The sequence below is a fragment of the Thalassospira sp. MIT1004 genome, from assembly GCF_001858545.1.
In the GTDB taxonomy this organism is placed as follows: domain Bacteria; phylum Pseudomonadota; class Alphaproteobacteria; order Rhodospirillales; family Thalassospiraceae; genus Thalassospira; species Thalassospira xiamenensis.
In genome coordinates, this window is record NZ_MCAO01000043.1 from 161296 (window position 1) to 181050 (window position 19755).

Annotated in this window: 21 protein-coding genes; 13 read left to right on the forward strand and 8 right to left on the reverse strand. The window is 57.6% G+C overall.

Translation table 11 applies throughout. From position 1 onward, the window contains the following. Genes BC440_RS16690 through BC440_RS16750 form a run of 13 tightly spaced genes read left to right on the forward strand, consistent with a single transcriptional unit; the run spans position 1 to position 14707 of the window. Positions 1-249: an acyl carrier protein gene (locus BC440_RS16690; RefSeq protein WP_007090637.1), complete on the forward strand. Its 249-nt coding sequence runs from the start codon at positions 1-3 to the stop codon at positions 247-249. Next, positions 230-817, forward strand: coding sequence for a hypothetical protein (locus BC440_RS16695; RefSeq protein WP_071240645.1), 588 nt, complete (start codon positions 230-232; stop codon positions 815-817). Before BC440_RS16690 ends, BC440_RS16695 begins: the two co-directional genes overlap by 20 nt. Beyond that, complete coding sequence (locus tag BC440_RS16700) at positions 817-2499, forward strand: AMP-binding protein (RefSeq protein ID WP_071240646.1); 1683 nt, start codon at positions 817-819, stop codon at positions 2497-2499. The genes BC440_RS16695 and BC440_RS16700 overlap by 1 nt, the downstream gene beginning before the upstream one ends. Further along, complete coding sequence (locus BC440_RS16705; protein WP_071240647.1) at positions 2496-4217, forward strand: glycosyltransferase family 2 protein; 1722 nt, start codon at positions 2496-2498, stop codon at positions 4215-4217. Before BC440_RS16700 ends, BC440_RS16705 begins: the two co-directional genes overlap by 4 nt. Then, positions 4210-5772, forward strand: coding sequence for an aromatic amino acid ammonia-lyase (locus BC440_RS16710; protein WP_071240648.1), 1563 nt, complete (start codon positions 4210-4212; stop codon positions 5770-5772). The genes BC440_RS16705 and BC440_RS16710 overlap by 8 nt, the downstream gene beginning before the upstream one ends. Continuing rightward, entirely contained in the window at positions 5769-6176 is a 408-nt protein-coding gene (locus tag BC440_RS16715; RefSeq protein WP_071240649.1) for a thioesterase family protein, read from the forward strand. The genes BC440_RS16710 and BC440_RS16715 overlap by 4 nt, the downstream gene beginning before the upstream one ends. After that, positions 6173-6808: an outer membrane lipoprotein carrier protein LolA gene (locus BC440_RS16720; protein ID WP_071240650.1), complete on the forward strand. Its 636-nt coding sequence runs from the start codon at positions 6173-6175 to the stop codon at positions 6806-6808. The genes BC440_RS16715 and BC440_RS16720 overlap by 4 nt, the downstream gene beginning before the upstream one ends. Next, positions 6808-9132 carry a hypothetical protein gene (locus BC440_RS16725; protein WP_071240651.1) on the forward strand — a complete coding sequence of 775 codons (2325 nt, stop codon included), beginning with the start codon at positions 6808-6810 and terminating at the stop codon, positions 9130-9132. The genes BC440_RS16720 and BC440_RS16725 overlap by 1 nt, the downstream gene beginning before the upstream one ends. Next, positions 9129-10367: an NAD(P)/FAD-dependent oxidoreductase gene (locus BC440_RS16730; RefSeq protein ID WP_071240652.1), complete on the forward strand. Its 1239-nt coding sequence runs from the start codon at positions 9129-9131 to the stop codon at positions 10365-10367. Before BC440_RS16725 ends, BC440_RS16730 begins: the two co-directional genes overlap by 4 nt. Before the next feature lie 56 nt (positions 10368-10423). Continuing rightward, a complete protein-coding gene (locus BC440_RS16735) occupies positions 10424-11014 on the forward strand; it encodes a DUF3261 domain-containing protein (protein ID WP_175484502.1) in 591 nt (196 codons plus the stop codon). Beyond that, a complete protein-coding gene (locus BC440_RS16740) occupies positions 11011-12741 on the forward strand; it encodes a beta-ketoacyl-ACP synthase (protein ID WP_071240654.1) in 1731 nt (576 codons plus the stop codon). Before BC440_RS16735 ends, BC440_RS16740 begins: the two co-directional genes overlap by 4 nt. Further along, the gene (fabG, locus tag BC440_RS16745; protein ID WP_071240655.1) at positions 12738-13463 is read left to right on the forward strand and encodes a 3-oxoacyl-ACP reductase FabG; all 726 of its coding nucleotides are present in this window, start codon (positions 12738-12740) and stop codon (positions 13461-13463) included. Before BC440_RS16740 ends, fabG begins: the two co-directional genes overlap by 4 nt. Further along, on the forward strand, positions 13460-14707 hold the full coding sequence (locus BC440_RS16750; RefSeq protein ID WP_071240656.1) for a beta-ketoacyl-ACP synthase: 1248 nt from the start codon (positions 13460-13462) through the stop codon (positions 14705-14707). Before fabG ends, BC440_RS16750 begins: the two co-directional genes overlap by 4 nt. 35 nt (positions 14708-14742) lie before the next feature. Here the strand turns inward: BC440_RS16750 and BC440_RS16755 are convergent, their stop codons facing one another. The 8 genes from BC440_RS16755 to BC440_RS16790 form a co-directional block, all read right to left on the reverse strand. Next, positions 14743-15069 (reverse strand): helix-turn-helix transcriptional regulator, encoded by a 327-nt coding sequence (locus BC440_RS16755; protein WP_071240657.1) that lies wholly within the window; start codon positions 15067-15069, stop codon positions 14743-14745. A 14-nt stretch (positions 15070-15083) separates the two neighbouring features. After that, entirely contained in the window at positions 15084-15434 is a 351-nt protein-coding gene (locus BC440_RS16760; protein WP_071240658.1) for a type II toxin-antitoxin system RelE/ParE family toxin, read from the reverse strand. A 95-nt stretch (positions 15435-15529) separates the two neighbouring features. Then, positions 15530-15940 (reverse strand): RidA family protein, encoded by a 411-nt coding sequence (locus BC440_RS16765; RefSeq protein WP_062959088.1) that lies wholly within the window; start codon positions 15938-15940, stop codon positions 15530-15532. Further along, a complete protein-coding gene (locus tag BC440_RS16770) occupies positions 15933-16364 on the reverse strand; it encodes a thioesterase family protein (RefSeq protein WP_071240659.1) in 432 nt (143 codons plus the stop codon). The genes BC440_RS16765 and BC440_RS16770 overlap by 8 nt, the downstream gene beginning before the upstream one ends. Position 16365: 1 nt before the next feature. Next, a complete protein-coding gene (locus BC440_RS16775; RefSeq protein ID WP_063094840.1) occupies positions 16366-17055 on the reverse strand; it encodes an ABC transporter ATP-binding protein in 690 nt (229 codons plus the stop codon). 2 nt (positions 17056-17057) lie between these two features. Next, on the reverse strand, positions 17058-17807 hold the full coding sequence (locus tag BC440_RS16780; protein WP_071240660.1) for an ABC transporter ATP-binding protein: 750 nt from the start codon (positions 17805-17807) through the stop codon (positions 17058-17060). Then, the gene (locus BC440_RS16785) at positions 17800-18786 is read right to left on the reverse strand and encodes a branched-chain amino acid ABC transporter permease (protein WP_071240661.1); all 987 of its coding nucleotides are present in this window, start codon (positions 18784-18786) and stop codon (positions 17800-17802) included. Before BC440_RS16785 ends, BC440_RS16780 begins: the two co-directional genes overlap by 8 nt. 1 nt (position 18787) lies before the next feature. After that, positions 18788-19705 carry a branched-chain amino acid ABC transporter permease gene (locus tag BC440_RS16790; RefSeq protein WP_071240662.1) on the reverse strand — a complete coding sequence of 306 codons (918 nt, stop codon included), beginning with the start codon at positions 19703-19705 and terminating at the stop codon, positions 18788-18790. Between the last annotated feature and the right edge of the window lie 50 nt (positions 19706-19755).

Sequence of the window (19755 nt, forward strand, 5' to 3'; positions counted from 1 at the left end):
ATGCACAGTCGCCAGGACGTCTATCAACAGCTTCACGATTACCTTGTCGAACTTTTCGAAGTCCCGTCCGAGGATATCACCCCTGACGCCCGCCTGTTCGAAGACCTTGACCTCGACAGCATTGATGCCGTCGACCTGATCGTCAAATTCCAGGAAATCACCGGCAAGAAAATCCCGGCCATGGAATTCCGGTCTGTCCGCACCGTCGATGACGTCGTCGAGAAGATCCATGTCCTGGTCAGTTCCTAAACGGGTCGCGACCATTCTGCTTGCCGCACTGGGTGTCGCCTATCCGGTTCTGGTCTATTTCGGGCTGTCGGTATTTTCCCCGCAATTCATCCTGATCGGCCTTTTGATCGTGGTGCTTTTGCGTGCCGTGACATTTGCGGTGCAAAAACGTTATGGGCCTGCCGGTCTTGCGGTTCTGGTCGCGGGTATCGTTGCCGCGGGTGGTCTGGCAAGCGAACTTCTCGCCATCCGCTTTTATCCGGTAATTGTCAGCCTGACGATGGGGGCGGTTTTTACCGTCACGCTCTTTACCGACCGACCGATGGTCGAACGCCTCGCCCGGCTGAGAATGCCCGATCTTGACGACTATTCGATTGCCTACACGCGCAAACTGACCAAGGTCTGGATCGGGTTTTTCGCGGTCAACGCGATGATTGCCACATGGACGGCACTTTATGCGAGCATGGAAATATGGACGCTTTATAATGGGTTTCTGTCCTATCTGCTGATCGGCATTCTGTTTATTGGCGAATGGCCGGTCCGCCGCATTCTGCGCGCCCGCCATGACCGCAAGATCAAAGAGTCCTGATGACCGGCTTTATCGAAAAACTGCATGATCCGCAAAACGCCGATACCGCCCTTTGCATCGAAGGCGACCGGGTGTTTTGCGCAGGCGATCTGCGTTCCGATATCGACCGGCTTTGCCCCGCCCTGTCCGCATCTTCACGCATCGCCATCCATTGCCAGTCGGCCCGCCTGTTCCTGATCGCAATCACCGCCGCATGGCGCGCGGGCGCCACCGTGATTTTACCCGCGACCGACCGACCGGCCTATCTTGATGGCATTGCCGATCAGTTCGATCTCTATCTCGACGATACTGCAATCCTTGCAAAGCTCGCCAAAGGCAATGACGCGACGCTGTCAACCACACTGCCCGCCGCATCCGATTGCAGAGCGGTGTTCTTTACCTCCGGCTCGACCGGGGATGCCAAACCCATCGCCAAGACCCTCGCCCTGATCGAAGCCGAAATAACCATACAGGAACCGTTGTGGCAGCCGCACATCCCCAAAGGCGCGCGCATTGTCGGGCTGGTATCCCATCAGCATATCTATGGCCTGATTTTCCGCATCGTCTGGCCGGTGATCACGAGCCGTGTCTTTACCGCCGATCCCGCCCCCTATTGGGAAATGATGCAGGGCGATATCAATAATGGCGATGTCCTGATCACAAGCCCCGCCCACCTCAAAAACCTGCATCCCGATCTGGCCGGTGTGCCGCGCCCATCCCTGATCTTTTCATCGGGTGGCCCGCTTGACCTTGCCGCCGCGACCGAAACCACCGCCATGCTCGGCATCAGCCCGACCGAAATTTACGGCAGCACCGAAACCGGCGGCATCGCCCATCGCCAGCAGACCGGCGACAACTGTCCGTGGCATCCCTTGCCCGGTGTCGACATTGGTCTGAATGACGCCCGATGCCTGCGCGTGCGTGCCGCCCATATCGCGGGCGATGACTGGTATCAGACCGAAGACATCGCAAAGATCGATAACACAACCGGCACCTTCACCCTGCATGGCCGGGCCGACCGGGTGGTCAAGGTCGAAGGCAAACGCATTTCGCTGGGTGCTGTTGAACGCCATCTGCGTCAAAGCCATCTGGTCAAAGACGCCATTGCGCTGATCCCCGATGATAATGACCGCCGCCTTGGCGTGGTGGCCGTGCTGTCGCCCGCTGGCAGGGATATGCTGGCCGATATCGGGCGGTTTCGCATGGGCCGGCAATTGCGGCGTGAAATCGCCAAATTCGAAGACGACGCTGCTTTGCCGCAACGCTGGCGCTTTGTCGATCGGTTACCATCCGACAGTCAGGGCAAACGCCCGCTTCATTTGCTGCGTGCGCTTTTTGCCGATATGGAACCTGTGACACCTGAAATCGTTATACAAAATCGCGATGATGACCGCGTCAATCTGGCGCTGCACCTGCCCAAGGATCTGCTTTATTTCCGGGGCCATTTCCCCGGCATGCCGATCCTGCCCGGTGTGGTCCAATTGCATTGGGCGGTGGATCAGGCCGCAACGCTTTTTGACGTACCGGTCACCATCGGCGAGGTGACACAACTGAAATACCGCAAACCGATTGCACCGGGGTCAAAACTGATGCTTGAACTTGATTGCGACCGGAAAAACAGAAAAATCAAATTCCGCTATCATTCCGACGCCGAAGGCGATCACAGCTCCGGTATTCTGAAATGGCGCGAGGCCCCCTCATGAAAATCTGTGCCGTCATCCCGACCCATAACCATCATGATGTACTTGGCGATGTGGTGGCGCGTCTGCGCGAATATGACCTTCCGGTGATCATTATTGATGACGGGTCAAACACGCAAACACACGATGTTGTCGCCGCCCTGCACGATCCCGAAAACGGCATCACCTGCATGCATCTGGATGAAAATGGCGGCAAGGGTGTGGCGGTAATGACCGGCCTTGCCATGGCCGAACGCGCCGGTTTCACCCACGCCATTCAGGTCGATGCCGATGGGCAGCATAACCTTGACCGGATCAAGGAAATGATCCGCATCGCACAAGAAGACCCAACGGCGCTTGTCACCGGCCTTCCGGTCTATGATGACAGCATCCCGCAAAAACGCCGTATCGGGCGCTGGATTTCCCATGTCTGGGTCTGGATCGAAACATTGTCGACCCACATCCGCGACAGCATGTGCGGCTTTCGCGTCTACCCGGTTTCCGAAAGCCTTGCCGTTTGGCGCGAAGAAGGCTGCGGCCATAAAATGGATTTCGATACCGAACTGATGGTGCGCCTCTACTGGCGCGGTGTTCCGGTCCATCACGTCCCGACCGAAGTCACCTACCCCGAAAACAACACGTCTAACTTCCGCATGTGGAAGGACAATGTCCTGATAAGCTGGATGCACACCCGGCTGTTCTTTGGCATGCTGGCCCGCCTGCCGGGATTTATTGCGCGTGGTGGCCATTTCGGGCAGAAACACCGCACTGGTATTGATCCCGAAAAACATCCCGAAACCATCGGAGCCCCCGCCAAACACTGGTCGGAAATTGACGAACGCGGCATTTACTGGGGCATCCGGTTCCTCGGCGCGGTTTATCGTTATGGCGGGCGTCGGCTGTGTCTGGTGGTGATGTTTCCGGTCATCACTTATTTCTTTGCCACCGGACGGGTCGCGCGCCGCGCATCGCAGGATTTCCTGTCGCGCGTTGCCGCCATCACTGGTCAACCCAAACCGGGCCTGCGTGACAGTTTCCGCCATTTCATGAATTTCGGCGAAAGTGCACTGGATAAAATCGCCGCATGGTCGGGCGAAATGAAGATTGATGATCTTGATCTGCCCAACCACGCCGACAGCCTGTTTGCCTATATCCCGCGTGATCAGGCCCTCATCCTGTTCGTGTCCCACTTCGGCAATATCGAACTGGTGCGTGCGATTGCCAGCCGCGACCGCGATTTTCGCGTCAATGTGCTGCTGCATCAAAAAAACGCCGCCCGCTTTGGCCGCGTCTTGCAAAAATTCGCCCCGCAAAGCCAAGTCGATCTGATCGAAGTCACCGATATCGGCCCCGATACCGCGATGCTGCTGCGTGAAAAGGTCGAACGCGGTGAATGGGTCGTCATTGCCGCCGACCGCGTTGCCATTGGCGCACGCGATAAATCGGTGCGCGTCCCGTTTCTGGGTGATCCGGCTCCGTTCCCGCAGGGGCCGTTTGTTCTGGCCCATCTGCTGCAATGTCCGGTCTATATGGTTGCGGCATGGCGCAATGGGAAACGCTTTGAAATCGTCTGGGAAAAACTGGCCGATCAAATCACCCTGCCGCGCGCCAACCGGATCGGTAAAATCACTGAATATGCCGGGCAATATGCCAACTGGCTTGAAAAGCTTGTTGTTACAAAACCGCTGCAATGGTTCAATTTCTATGACTTCTGGGCGAAGAAAAAGGACGAGAATGAATAACAGCCGCACCACTGTGCAGTTTGGCGATGAAAACCTGCGCATCGAAGATATCGTTGCCCTTGCCGAACAGCGTGCCCTGCCCGTCCTGTCATCCGACCCGGAATTCACCACCCGCATTAAGGCCGGGGCCGATTTCCTTGATCGGGAATTGCGCGATCACGGCCATATTTACGGGGTCACCACCGGCTATGGCGATTCCGTATCGCGCCGCGTCCCGCCCGAACTGGTCGCCGAATTACCACTTCATCTCAGCCGGTTTCACGGTTGCGGCCTTGGCGATATCCTGCGCCCCGATCAGGCGCGCGCTGTCCTTGCGGTCCGGCTTGCATCCCTTTGCACCGGCTATTCCGGTGTCAGCCTTGATCTTCTGCGCCAGCTTGCAGGTCTTCTCGAACACGACATCACACCCCTGATCCCCGAAGAAGGATCGGTCGGCGCCAGCGGCGATCTGACCCCGCTTTCCTACGTGGCCGCCGCCCTGATCGGCGAACGCGACGTGCTGTATCGCGGCCAGAAAATGACCGCATTGGATGCGCTTGGCGCGTCCGGGTTAACGCCGTTAACGCTGCGTCCCAAGGAAGCCCTGGCAATCATGAATGGCACGTCGGTCATGACCGCCATGATGTGTCAGGCATTCGTGCGTGCGGATTACCTCTGCCGCCTGACCGCGCGCATCACAGCACTTGCCTCTATCGGGTTGCTGGGCAATCCCGCCCATTTTGACAAACGCCTGTTTGCTGCCAAACCCCATCCGGGGCAGGCCCGCATCGCCGCCTTTATCGAGGATGACCTTGCCGATCTCGGCACCAATTATACCCCGGCCCGGTTGCAGGATCGTTATTCGCTGCGCTGTGCGCCGCATGTCATCGGTGTTCTTGCCGACATGATGCCGACCTTCCGCGCAACGCTTGAAACCGAGCTTAACAGTGCGAATGACAACCCGCTGATTGATGTCGAAGGCGAAACCATCCTGCATGGTGGTCATTTCTATGGCGGGCATGTTGCCTTTGTCGCCGATGGCATGAAAACCCTGATCGCCAACCTGGCCGATCTGATGGATCGGCAGATGGCGCTTCTGGTCGATACCAAGTTCAATCATGGCCTGCCATCGAACCTGTCGGGATCGGATGCGGATCGCGCCTCGATCAATCATGGGCTAAAGGCCGTGCAGATCGGCGTTTCCGCCTGGACGGCCGAGGCACTTAAAAACACCATGCCCGCCAGCGTCTTTTCGCGTTCGACCGAATGCCACAATCAGGACAAGGTCAGCATGGGAACGATTGCCGCGCGTGATTGCCTGCGCATCCTGCAACTGACCGAACAGGTCGCGGCTGCCAACCTTATCGCCGTCAAACAGGCGATCACGCTGCGCCTTAAAAACGGTGACATCAAACCCGATCAGCTTGGCAGTGACATCACCGCCTTCCTTGACGCCCTTGGCAACGACATCCCGTTTATCGCCGAAGATCAGCCGCTCGAAGCAACACTCCGCCTTCTGATCGACCGCATTCAATCGCGCCACTGGGCGCTTTATGGCGGGGGGCTGACATCATGATCAGTGCATCCGTCACCGAAACGGTGCAGTTCTATCACCTTGACCCGATGAATGTCGTCTGGCACGGCAATTACGTGCAGTTCTTTGAAAATGCCCGCTGCGCGCTGCTGGATCAGATCGACTACAACTATCCGCAAATGGATGCGTCGGGCTATGTCTGGCCGGTGGTGGATATGCGGGTCAAATATGTCCGCCCCTGCACCTTCGGGCAAAACATCACGATCACCGCAACGCTTCGCGAATATGAAAACCGGCTTAAAATCGACTACCTCATCAGCGACACCAAAACCGGTCAAAAACTGACCAAGGGCTTCACCATTCAGGTCGCGGTCGAAAAATCCAGCGGCGAAATGCTTTATCGCAGCCCCGATTTCTTCATCGCAAAGATGGAGGCCCTTGTTTGATCCCAATCCGCCGCCTGTTCGCATCCCTCGCAACCGCCGCCCTGCTGGCAACTGGCATGGCTGGCACTGCGCACGCGGATGATATTCCGGCCCCCACTACCATCAATCAGGATCAATATCTTGGCGGCTCCTTCACCATGGACCGTCATCTTGACGGCTTTGACAAACCGCTTTCCTCAAACGGCGATTTCATCCTGTCCCCGTCACGCGGGCTGGTGTGGCGCACGTTGCAACCGTTTCCCGGCACCACGATCCTTGATGATCACGGCATCACCCGGATCGATGATCAGGGCAACCGCGATGAGTTGGCCCGCGGCGATCAGTTCCGCCAGTTTGTCGAACTGATTTCGGCCGTTCTTGCCGGAAACTGGCAACCGCTGGAACAGCGTTTTGACATCGCCAAGGACACAACCGAAAACGGCGCATGGAAGGTCATCCTGACGCCAAAGGACGGCAGCACCATCCAAAACCAGATCAGCAAAATCACCGCCACCGGCACCGATTTTGTTGAAAATGTCCGACTGGAAAAACCGACCGGCGATCATGATGCCATCACCCTTTCCGATCAATCATTGCAAGGCCTGCCGCTACCGCCCGAATTTGCCGATCTTCTGACCGGCGCGGATCAGTAATGGCATTGCGCGCAACCCTCTGGGCCCTTTGCCTGATCGCGATGGCGTTTTTTGCCACTTGGCAATTGCGCGGCGGACATACCGGGATCGATGCCGATATCCTGTCCCTGATCGGGCAGGAAAATGCCGACCAAAACGGGCTGCAAAGTGACATCTCCACCGTCCGTCATCTGCTGGCAAATGATGGTCGGCAGGTGATCTTCATGCTTTCGCACGCCAATCGCGACACGCTTGAAACCGCCGCCAATGATTTCGCGGGCCGGATCGCGGCCCTTGATGGCACGCAGGGCATCACCCTTCCCGGTCACAACAATGATCGATTTGCCGATCTGATGGCGCTTTATGGCCCTCATGCCAACAGCCTGCTATCCCCGTCTGATCGCGAAAAGCTGGCAAATGGCAACGCCGAAGCGCTCTATCGCCGTGCGCTTCAGAACCTCTATTCCCCGGCAACGACACTCAGCAGCCAGTCGCTAAAACAGGACCCGTTTGCCCTGCTGCCCACCTTCCTGTCTGACCTTGGCACCAAGCTCGGCACCGGTAACGAGATCATCACCCGCGACGGGCAATTTTACCTGCCGGTGATGGCAAGCCTGTCACCCGATCTGCGCAGCTCCGGCAACGATCAACGTTGGGTCATGGATGCCAACGCTGCCCTGCAATCCGTCACCGATGCCACACCCGGCCTGAGCACCGCCAAAACCGGCCAGATTTTCTTTGCCGTGGCGGAGGCCGCCCGCGCGCAATCCGATGTGCAACGCATCGCCATCATCGCGACCATCGGCATCCTTGTGATGATCGGGCTGGTGTTCTACTCGCCCATCCCGCTTTTCGGTGCCCTTCTGGTCGTCGGCAGCGGCCTTTTGGCAGGCCTTGCCGCCGTGGTGGTGATCTTCCCCGCCATCCATGCGATTGCGCTGGTGTTTGGCGCGACCATGATCGGCATTTCGGTCGATTATGCCCTGCATTACCTTGTGCTGCGCTCTGCCGCTGGATCACCCACGGACCGACTGCACAAAATCCGACCGGGGCTAAGCCTTGGCCTTCTGACATCCGTGATCGGCTTTGGCGCGCTGTCACTCAGCCCCACCCAATTGCTATCCCAGATCGCGGTTTATTCGGTTGCCGGTCTGGTCGCAGCCTATTGTTCGGTGCTGTTCCTGCTGCCCCTGATCCCGGCCCGCGATGTCCGGCCATCCTCGCCGATCCGCAAACTGCATGACGGGTTGCAAACCGTCCTTGGCAAAACATTTGCCCCGATCCGCGTGCGGCTGATCGCAAGTGCCGCGATCATCGTCACCCTTGCCCTTGCGGCCTTCCTGATCCCCGGCAATAACGATATCCGCCAGTTCGGCCACGGCAATGACGCCCTGATATCGGACGCCGGAAACATCGCCGATATCCTTGGCCTTGGTGGCAGCCCCGTCTTCATCCGCATTGATAGCGACGATCCCCAGGCCCGCCTTGAAACCGGCGAAGCAATCCGCGATGCCCTGGCACCGCTGATCATGGATAACCGGCTTGGCGGCATGATCGGCCTGTCCGATCTGACCCCCTCGATCACCCGGCAAACCGAAAACCGCGATCTGGTCACAACAGCGCTTTATGATCGCTTTGGCTCGGCCCTGTCCGATCAGTTGCCGGTCAATATCACCGCACCGGACATGGACGCCGATTATCTTGTCCCCGATGACAATGCGACAAGGACATTGCCCGAAATCACCCGCCTGCATTCCGGCGGATCGGACATCATCCGGCTTCGCAACACCACCGATATCGATGCAATTCGCACCACCCTTGCCGATATCCAAAACGTCACCCTGATCAACCCACCCACCGCGATCAGTGATCAGTTTGCCGCCTACCGCCTGTGGGCATGGATTGCCCTGGGCGGCGCACTTTGTGTTGCCGCCATCCTTGCCATTCTGCGCTACGGGCTTCAAACCGGCATCTGCGTTTTTGCCGCCCCCGCCGGGGCAATCCTGTTTGCGGTGCTGGGCGGTTATGTCTTTGGCATCCCGCAAAGCTTCTTTACCACCATGGCGCTGTTTCTGGTCTTTGCCATCGGGGCGGATTACGTGCTGTTTCTGGCCGAAAGCCGCAACGGCCCCCACGATGATGACACGCGCCTTGCAGTCCTTTTGTCGCTGATCAGCAGCGTCTTGGCCTTTGGCCTTCTTGCCACATCGTCCGTGCCACTGGTGCGTGATATCGGATCGGTGATTGCAATCGGCCTGATCGGGGCGTGGTTCCTTGCCTTCTGGATGACCGCACCAACGAACAATAACGTGCAAACCCAAAACAAACGGGGACAGGAACAGTGAAACCCGATTGCGATATCGCCGTCATCGGTGCCGGGCCTGCCGGATCGGTCATTGCCAAATTCCTGCATGATGCCGGCATGGCCGTTACCGTGCTCGAAGCCGAAACATTCCCGCGCTTCGTGATCGGCGAAAGCCTACTGCCCAACTGCATGAATGTGCTCGAACGCGCCGGGCTTCTGGATGCCGTAACCGATGCCGGGTTCCAGTTCAAAAACGGTGCCGTTTTCGAATGCGGCCCCCAATATATGTCGATTGATTTCCGCCAGAATTTCGAACCATCCGATTGCTGGGGCACGACCTTTCAGGTTAAGCGAGCCCGCTTTGACCACATTCTGGCAGGTGAAACCGCCCGCGCCGGGGTCGATATCCGCTTTGGCCATCGCGTCACATCCGCACAACTTGCCGATGGCGATTGCCGTCTTGGCTTCACCGATGAAAATGGCAATCCGGGTGAACTTCGCGCCGGGTTCGTTGTCGACGCCAGTGGCTATGGCCGGGTGCTTCCCCGGATGCTCGGCCTTGCCCGGCCCGGCAAGTCGATTGAACGCCGCGCGTTATTCACCCATATGCGCGATCACATCACCGATCCCGGTTATGACCGCGAAAAAATCCTGATCACGGTGCATCCGACCCGTCATGAAATCTGGTACTGGCTGATCCCGTTTTCCGATGGCACCGCATCCATCGGCGCGATTTATCCCGATAACGATCCGGCCTTTGCCGGCATGTCGGATCAGGACATTTTCAATCAGCTGATCCATGATACACGCCTTGATTCGCTGCTTGTCAATGCAGAACCGATCCGTGACCTCAATTCCATCGCCGGATATAGCGCGCAGTCGGAAAAACTTTTTGGCGATGGTTATGTCCTGCTCGGCAATTCGGCGGGCTTCCTTGATCCGGTCTTTTCATCGGGGGTCACCATTGCCCTGCATTCCGCCGAACTGGCCGCCAAGGCCCTGATCGCGCGTCATAATGGCAATGCTGTCGACTGGAACATGGATTTCGCCGAACCGCTGTCAAAGGGGGTCGATACGTTCCGGGCTTACGTCGATGCATGGTATGATGGACGGTTACAGACGATTATTTTCAATCAGCCCGATGACGATTCACAACTGAAACGTATGGTCGTATCGATCCTTGCAGGTTATGCATGGAATATGGAAAACCCGCTGGTCGCCAAAACCGAACGCTATCTTGAGATGTTGCACGATCTATGCGCTCCGTCGTCGTAAAAACCCTTGTCGCTGGCATGCTTGCCACGGGCCTGAGCGCCTGTGAGACAATGAACATGCCCGATCTGTCGATGCCTGACTTTTCCATGCCCGATGTCTTCACATCAACACCGGCGCAAACCGTGATGCTTGACGAGGGCTATGAGTTCACCCTGCCCGAACAGCCATGGACCGATGATGACGCCATCGACGTCACCCAGCAGGTCACCGCAAACTGGAAAAACACCAGCAGCAACGAAACCGAAACCGGCACCTTTCAGGCCCGCATATCGCTTGAACGCGATCACGCCCGCATCGTCATGATCGATGATCTGGGCCGTCGCGCGATTGATATCGATTGGTCGACCGATGCCCTGTCGGTCCAAACCGCCGACCGGCTGCCCGCAACACTTGATGCACGCCGTATGCTGGCCGATATCGTCATGGTCTATTGGCCGCTCGATGTCGTGCGCGATGCCCTGCCCCGCGATCTGTCGATCCGCGAAACCATGGGGGAACGCACGCTTCGCATCGATAGCAACGGACGCTTCTATGCCCGGATCGAACGCCCGGTACGCGATGTCTGGCAGGGTTTTGCCAAAATCCGCAACGAACGTTTCGGCTATGTCATCACGATCCAGTCAAAACACACTGGATCGTCGTCATGACGCCGGGTTCGCTCTATCTTTCCGCCCTTGGCATCGTATCGGCCCTTGGCAGCGGGATTGATGAAAGCCGCACAACCCTGTTTGGCGACCGCCCGGCGGATATGATCGCGCGCGATGGCTTCCTGCCCGACCGCGCCACGATCCTTGGCACTGTCGTCACCGATCCGGCCCCTCTGCCCGAAAACCTTGCCCGTCACGATACCCGCAACAACCGCCTGCTTTGGGCCGCAACGCAGCAGATCGAAACCGACATCACCGATCTGATTGCCGATATTGGCCGCGACCGCATTGGCGTCATCATCGGCACCAGCACATCGGGCATCGAAGAAGGCACAACCGATTACGAAGCCGCCCTTGATGGCGGGGCCTTCCCTGAAACGTTCCTGTATAGCCATCAGGAAATCGGATCGCCTGCCGATTTCCTGCGCGACGCCTTTGATCTTGGCGGGCCGTCTTACGCGATTTCAACCGCCTGCTCGTCCAGTGCCAAGGGTTTTGCCGCCGGGGCGCGCCTGATCAATACCGGGCTGTGTGATGCGGTTCTGGTCGGGGGCGTCGATAGCCTCTGCCGTCTGACCGTGCGCGGCTTTGATGCCCTGCAATCGGTTTCAAACGGCCTTTGTAATCCCATGAGCCTTAACCGCGACGGCATCAATATCGGCGAAGGGGCCGCACTTTTCATCCTCCGTCGTGATGCGGGCGACATCGAACTGCTCGGTGTCGGTGAAAGCTCCGACGCCCATCACCCCAACGCCCCGCATCCCGATGGCCGGGGGGCCGCCATGGCAATGCAAAACGCGCTTTCCAATGCCAAACTCAAACCATCCGACATCGCCTATATCAATCTGCACGGCACCGCGACCCCGCTTAATGACGGCATGGAAGCCCGTGCCGTTTGTGATGTTCTGGGCGCCAACGTCCCGGCAAGCTCCACGAAGCCCAAGACCGGTCATACGCTGGGTGCAGCGGGCGCCATCGAAGCCGCCATGCTCTGGCTCTCGCTTTGCGATGCCGCCGATGGCGCGCCCCTGCCGCGCCATATCTGGGACGGTGCGACTGATCCCGAAATTCCCGACATCAATCTGGTGACCGAACCGGGCACGAAATTGCCCCCTTCGGATCGGCTGGCGATGATGAGCAACTCTTTTGCCTTTGGCGGCAGCAACGTCTCGGTCATTCTGGGCCGTGGCTGGAACCGGGGGGGACCGCGCATGAATGCGTCTGTAAAACCCGCCTTCCCACCAGCCTTCCCCCCGGTCGAAACACTGGTGCCCCACGCCGCCCCCATGCTTCTGATCGACCGCGTTCTGAATGCCGATGCCGAAAGCCTGACGGCAGAAGTCCGCATCACAAAAAACAGCCTGTTTTTCACCCCCACGCACGGCGTCCCCGCCTATGTCGGGATTGAATATATCGCCCAGTCGGTGGCGGCCTATAGCGGCTGGCGCGCCCAGTCTGCCGCCCCCGGCACAGCCCCCAAAATCGGCTATCTGCTTGGCACGCGCAAAATGACCATGGCATGCGATGGCTTTGCCGATGGCGATGTGCTGTCGATCCATGTGCAGAACATTTTCGAAGACGGCGAAATGGGTGTGTTTGACGGTGAAGTTCGCAAAGGTGACGAAACCCTTGTGACGGCCCGCATCAATGTCTATCAGCCCAATGACGCCGCATCTGTATCAGCATCCGAAACCCCAACCAGCAACCAAGAAACGACAAAGCCATGACAGAAACCATTCTGGTAACAGGTGCCAGCAAGGGAATCGGTGCCGCAACCGCGCGCCGTCTTGCAAGGGACGGTTTTGATATCGTCGTCCATTATCATTCCGATCAGGACGGGGCCGAAACCGTCCGCGATGACATCATTGCCCTTGGCCGTACCGCACGTCTGATCCGGTTCGATATCGCCGACCGCGACGCGACGCGCGCGGCACTTGAGGCCGACATTGCCGATCATGGCGCGCCTTACGGTGTGATCCTCAATGCCGGGCTGACCCGCGATGGACCTTTCCCGGCCCTTGAAGACGACGATTGGGACCGGGTTCTGCACACCAATCTCGATGGCTTTTATAATGTGATCAAACCGCTGATCATGCCGATCATTCAACGGCGCAAGGGCGGGCGTATCGTGGCGCTCACCTCCATCGCCGGGATCGCCGGCAATCGCGGGCAGGTCAATTACGCCGCCTCAAAGGCCGGGATCATCGGGGCTGTCAAATCGCTTGCCCTTGAACTCGCCAAACGCAAAATCACCGTCAATGCCGTTGCCCCCGGCGTGATCGAAACCCGGATGACCGGCGACCTGCCTGCGGACGAGGTCAAGGCCATGATCCCGATGCGCCGCTACGGCACAACGGATGAAGTCGCCGCCACCATCGCGTTTCTGTGCAGCCCCGATGCGTCCTACATCACGCGTCAGGTCATCAGTGTGAATGGGGGCATGTTATGAGCAAAGGCACATCCTCCACCCGCCGCGTGGTCATCACCGGCATGGCGGGCATCACCGCCCTTGGTGATAATTGGGAAACCATTTCATCGCGCATGGCAGCGGGCGAAACCGGCATCCGGCGCATGGATGACTGGGACGGCAAATATGATCTGCGCACCCGCCTTGCCGCCCCCGTGCAGGATTTCACGCTCAAGGGCAAATTCAGCCGCAAACAGCTCCGCAGCATGGGCCGTGTCGCCCAGATGTCGGTTGATGCCACCGACAAGGCACTCGAAATGGCGGGGCTTCGTGATGATACCGCCATCTTGCAGGGCGGGCGTCTTGGCATTGCCTATGGCTCGTCATTTGGCAGCACCCCGCCCGTTCTCGGCTTCACCCGCCTGATGGAACATGGCGACAGCAACGCCATCACCGCCACCAGCTATATCCAGATGATGAGCCACACGGCAGCCGTCAATATCGGCGTGCTCTATGGCATTTCCGGGCGCATCATCCCGACCTCGACCGCCTGCACATCGGGCAGCATGGGGATCGGTTACGCCTACGAGGCAATCAAATTCGGCATGCAGGATCTGATGATCGCAGGCGGGGCGGAGGAACTCTGCCCCACCATGGTCGCCGTGTTCGATACCCTGTTTGCCACAAGTACGTCCAACGACGCCCCCGAACTGTCCCCGCGCCCCTATGATGCAAGGCGCGATGGCTTGGTAATCGGCGAAGGGGCCGGAACGCTTATTCTCGAAGAATACGAACACGCCAAGGCCCGCGGGGCGACCATTTACGGCGAAATCGTCGGCTTCGCCAGCAATTCGGACGGCGCACATATTACCCAACCTGCGGCGGATAAAATGGAAGTCGCCCTTCGTAAATCGCTTGAAAGTGCCGGGCTGTCATCATCGGATATCGATATCGTCAATGGCCACGGCACCGCAACCGATCATGGCGACCTCGCCGAAAGCAAGGCAACCCGTGCGGTGTTTGACCGCGCCATTCCGATGCACACGCTCAAGGGCCATTTCGGCCACAGCCTTGGCGCATGTGGCGCCATCGAAGCATGGCTGGGTCTGGAAATGATGCGCGAAGGCAAATTTGTCGCCACCGCCAATCTTGAACAGGTCGACCCGGAATGCGCCGAACTTGATTACATCTTTGGCGACGCCAGAAGCCTCTCGGCGGAACATATGATGAGCAACAATTTCGCCTTTGGCGGCATCAACACATCCCTGATCTTCCGGCAAATCTGAAACTGCCTGCGTGAAAGCATAAGAATTTACTTTGATTACGCAATTGCAGCCACGACATGAATGTCGCCCACCTCATGCTCTACGGCATGAGGTTTGACAATGATCTCGATGTCCTGATTAAGGCTGGTCAGGCAATCAAGCATCTTTCCAACCGCAACGCTTCGAAAGTTACCTTTCAACATGCGGCTTACATCAGCCTGATTCATGCCAATGATATCACCTAGCTGAGCTTGGGTCAGGCTGCGGCTCTTCTGAATGGCAATTATTTTTCTTACCAGTTCAGCTTTGGTTGCCATCTCTTTTGCCGTCCTGGAATCATGGAGGCTGTTATAAACAGACCCTTTGGTAATTTCGATTTCCATATAACGCCTCCTGATTACTGATTCTTCAACTTGCTCTTTAATATTTTAAGCCTGTCTTTTACGAGATTTATGTCCTTTAGCGGCGTTGCAATTCCAGATTTTGATTTCTTCTGAAAAGCATGGAGCACATAAACAACATCTCCAATCCGAACAGCATAAATTACTCTGTAAGTATCTGAGTTGTAATCATCAACCAACTCCCAAACACCACCACCAACACCTTTAAGCGGTTTGGCAATTTGTGGTGTTTCCCCGCACTGAACCGTATCAAGGGCAAACCCCATAACGTCCTGGACATCATCGGGGAATTTATCAAAATCCTTTTTGCTTGAACCAACCCAAGCCAAATCCGCTCGCCCAGACATTATGGTAAATATCCCATAAAACAACAAGAGAAAATTCGGAAGATCTGAATTTACCGCCCCAACAAAAACCCCGGCATCTGCCGGGGTTTTGCGTTTCAGGCCGCGTTTCTATCCGCAGGGATCGATGCGGTTGCCTCGATCTCGATCAGGGCTTCGTCTTCGACAAGCGCGCTTACCACCACCATCGTCATCGCCGGGAAATTCTTGCCAAGCACGCGGCGATAGGCCTCGCCGACCTCGCGCTGTTTCGCAAGATATTCCTTCTTGTCGACCACATACCATGTCAGCCGGGTCAGGTGCTCCGGCCCGCCACCAGCGGCCTCAAGCACATCGACAATATTGCGCAACGCCTGTTCCATCTGACCGACGAAATCCTTGGCGACAAAGACCTGATCGGCCGTCCAGCCGATCTGCCCACCGATATAAAGCGGCACCCCGTCGGCCAGCACGCCATTTGCGTAACCCTTGGGCGGTTTCCATCCGTCTGGCTGAATGATTTTATGCATCTTTTTCTACCATTTCATTGATTTCGTTGTCGATTTTGGCACGCAAATCATCGGGCCACGGCACCGATTTACCGGCACCCCTTCTGGTAAAGACCAGCGTTGCTGTCATCGAAAGGCGTTGCTCGTCGCCACAGACAGCCGTGATTTCAAGAACAAGGCTTGATCGCCCCAACCGTTTCGGCACCAACCGAAACTCAAGCATCTCGCCAAGGCGGCTGGGCGCGGTAAAGCTGATCTGCAGCCCCGCAGTAGGCACCGCCACCTCGTCAACCCCGTGCATCTGCGCAAAGCTGAAGCCGATGCGGTCCTCAAACCATTCTTCGACCGTCGCATTGATCATTTCGAAATAGCGCGGATAAAAAACGATCCCCGCCGGGTCGCAATGCTGGAACAGGACTTTCTGGGCATAGGTGAACATTGTCATCTCACACCCCCAGATACCGGTCGGCAAGGTCGTCGGTCAAATCGCCAACCGCCCCCGTCCACGCGGTAACGCCCTTTTCGACCACCACATAACGGTCGGCGACACCCGAAAGCTCTTTCAACGACTTATCGACGACAAGGATCGAAAGGCCGGATTGTTTCAACCGGTTGATCGCCGCCCAAATCTCTTGGCGCACCACCGGGGCCAGGCCTTCTGTTGCTTCGTCAAGGATCAGAAGCCTTGGGTTGGTCATCAATGCCCGCCCGATGGCCAGCATCTGCTGCTCCCCCCCCGAAAGCGTCATCGCCTTCTGATCGCGCCGCTCGGCAAGCCGTGGGAAAAGGTCCGCCACCCGGTCAAAATCCCATTCACCGGCCCGCGCTGCCGCCATCAGGTTTTCCATCACGCTTAACCGGGCAAAGCACCGCCGCCCCTCGGGGACAAGCCCGATGCCAAGCCGGGCCGCCTTATGCGATGGCAGTTTTGCAAGATCGGTATCAGCAAAGCGGACCTCCCCATCCCGGTGGCTCATCATCCGGCAGATGGTCTTGATCGTCGTGGTTTTGCCCATGCCGTTGCGCCCCATAAGCGCAACCGCCTCACCCTCATTCACGATCAGATCGACGCCAAACAACGCCTGCGACGCACCATAAAATGCGGTGATGCCTGATACTTCCAGAAGTGCGCTCATGATCAGGCTTCCTCCCCCAGATACGCCCGCTTGACGTCTTCATTGCCACGAATATCGTCAACCGTGCCGGTCGCAATCACCCGCCCATAGACCAGAACCGAAATCCGATTGGCCAGCGCAAAGACCGCGTCCATATCATGTTCGACCAGAAGGATCGGCGCTTCTGCCCGCAACCCGTCAAGGAAGCCCGTCAGGCGTTTCGATCCTTCCGGCCCCATGCCTGCCATCGGCTCGTCGAGCAAAAAGGCACGCGGCTTAAGTGCTAACGCAACCGCCATTTCAAGCTGCCTGCGTTCGCCGTGCGATATGTCGGCGGCCCGCATCTGGGCCCGGTCGGCAAGGCCAACCCGCTCCAGTTGCGCCATCGCCGGTTCGATCAACGACGCATCGCTCAGAACCGGCTTGAAAAACCGGAAGATTTTCCCGCTGACCGATTGCTGCGCCAGAACCACGTTTTGCAGAACGGAGAATTCCGGCATCAGGGACGACACCTGAAATGTCCGCGCCAATCCCATGCGGGATCGTTCCACCGCATCCAGATCGCCGATATCGCGCCCGCCAAAACGGATGTCACCGCTATCAGGTTTGATCTCGCCCGCGATCTGCTTGATCAGGGTGGATTTCCCCGCCCCGTTCGGCCCGATCAGGGCATGGATTTCACCGGGCATAAGGTCCAGCGACACATTGTCACTGGCCAGCAACGCACCGAACTGCTTGGTGACATTCGATAGTGAAAGAATGGCTTCAGGCATGTTTGCGCTCCCCCGCCAGAAGGCCGATCAGGCCACCGCGTGCAAACAGCACCACCACCAGCAACAGAATACCCAACGGCAATTGCCAGTATTCAAACATGCCGCCCAGAAGATGTTCCAGAATGATGTAAAGTGCCGCCCCCGCGACCGGACCAAACAGCCGCCCGACCCCGCCAAGAATGACAAACACCATGATTTCACCCGACATATGCCATGACAGCATCGACGGGCTGACAAACCGGTTCAGATCGGCATAAAGCGCACCGGCCCATGCGGTAATCATCGCCGAAATCACGAACGCCACCAGACGCACCCGAAACGGCGCAATGCCAATCGCCATCATCCGCTGGCTGTTTTGCCGCGCCCCATGCAGGGCCAAACCAAACCGCGACCGGATCAGCACGGCTGAAAACGCAATCGCAACACCAAGCATCGCCGCGCACAGCCCAAAGAAGCTGATCGGGTCAAGCGTGTTCAGACCCGGGAAGCTGTTGCGCACATAGATCGAAAGCCCGTCTTCCCCACCATAGGCAGGCCAGGAAATCGCGAAATAATAGATCATCTGCGCAAAGGCCAGCGTGATCATGATGAAATAGACCCCACTGGTCCGAAGCGTGATCGCCCCGATCAGAAGCGCCACCAAAGCCGATGCGATCAATGCCACGATCCAGATGACAATCATCTGTGTCGTACCGTTGATTTCAAAGGGTGCCGTCATGATCGGCTCGTAATTCAGCGCATGGCTGGCAAGGATCCCGGCGGCATAGCCCCCGATCCCGAAAAATGCCGCATGACCAAATGACACAAGCCCGCCAAAGCCAAGCGCGATATTAAGCCCGACCCCCGCCATGCCAAGGATCGCAACCTTGGTCGCAAGCGTGATGATAAACGGCTCGCCCATGATCTGCGCGATCACCGGCACCGCAATCAGCAACGCGGCGAGAACGATATTAAGGATGGTTTCGCGGTTCATGCTCATATCAGGCTTCCGTCCCGAACAAACCGCTTGGCCGCAGGAAAAGCACCAGCGCCATAACGATATAAATCAGCATCGATGCAAGGGCCGACCCAATCGCCGTCGCACTTGCCGGATCAAAAAACGCCTCGAACCCAAGCGGCAGCAAAAACCGCCCCATCGTGTCGGTAAAGCCCACCAGTAACGACCCGACAAGCGCGCCCTTGATCGACCCGATCCCGCCAATCACGATCACAACGAATGCAAGGATCAAAACCGGCTCGCCCATGCCGACCTGAACCGATTGCGTCGTGCCGACAAACGCCCCCGCCAGCCCGGCCAATGCCGCACCCAGCGCAAAAACAACCGTATAAAGCCGGTCGATATTGATCCCGAGTGCCGCAATCATTTCGCGGTCGGCTTCACCGGCACGAATGCGCGTGCCAAGCCGCGTCTTGCCAATCAGGGCAAAAAGACCTGCCGCCACGATCAGACCAGCAACAATAATCGCCAGCCGGAAAATCGGATATTCCGATCCACCAGGGATAGTTACCGTGCCCGAAAGGGCTTCGGGGACATTTAAAAACAGCGGGAAAGACCCGAAAATCCACCGGGTGCCTTCGGAAAAAATAAGAATAAGCGCAAATGTCGCCAGCACCTGATCAAGGTGATCACGTTTATAAAGCCTGCGGATCACCAGCATCTCGACCAGCGCGCCTGCAAGGGCGGCCGCCATCAAACTCGCGACAAGGCCAAGCCAGAATGAACCGGTCCATGCCGCAACGGCCGCGCACGCAAACGCGCCCACCATGTAAAGCGACCCGTGCGCCAGATTGATCAGCCCCATGACACCAAAAACAAGCGTCAGACCAGATGCCATCAGAAACAGCATGACCCCCGACTGAAGGCCGTTCAGAAGCTGCTCCAGAAATAAAGAAAACATAAAGGAAAACTCCGTCGCAAGATGGCGGGCATCAGCCCCGGAAACCGGGT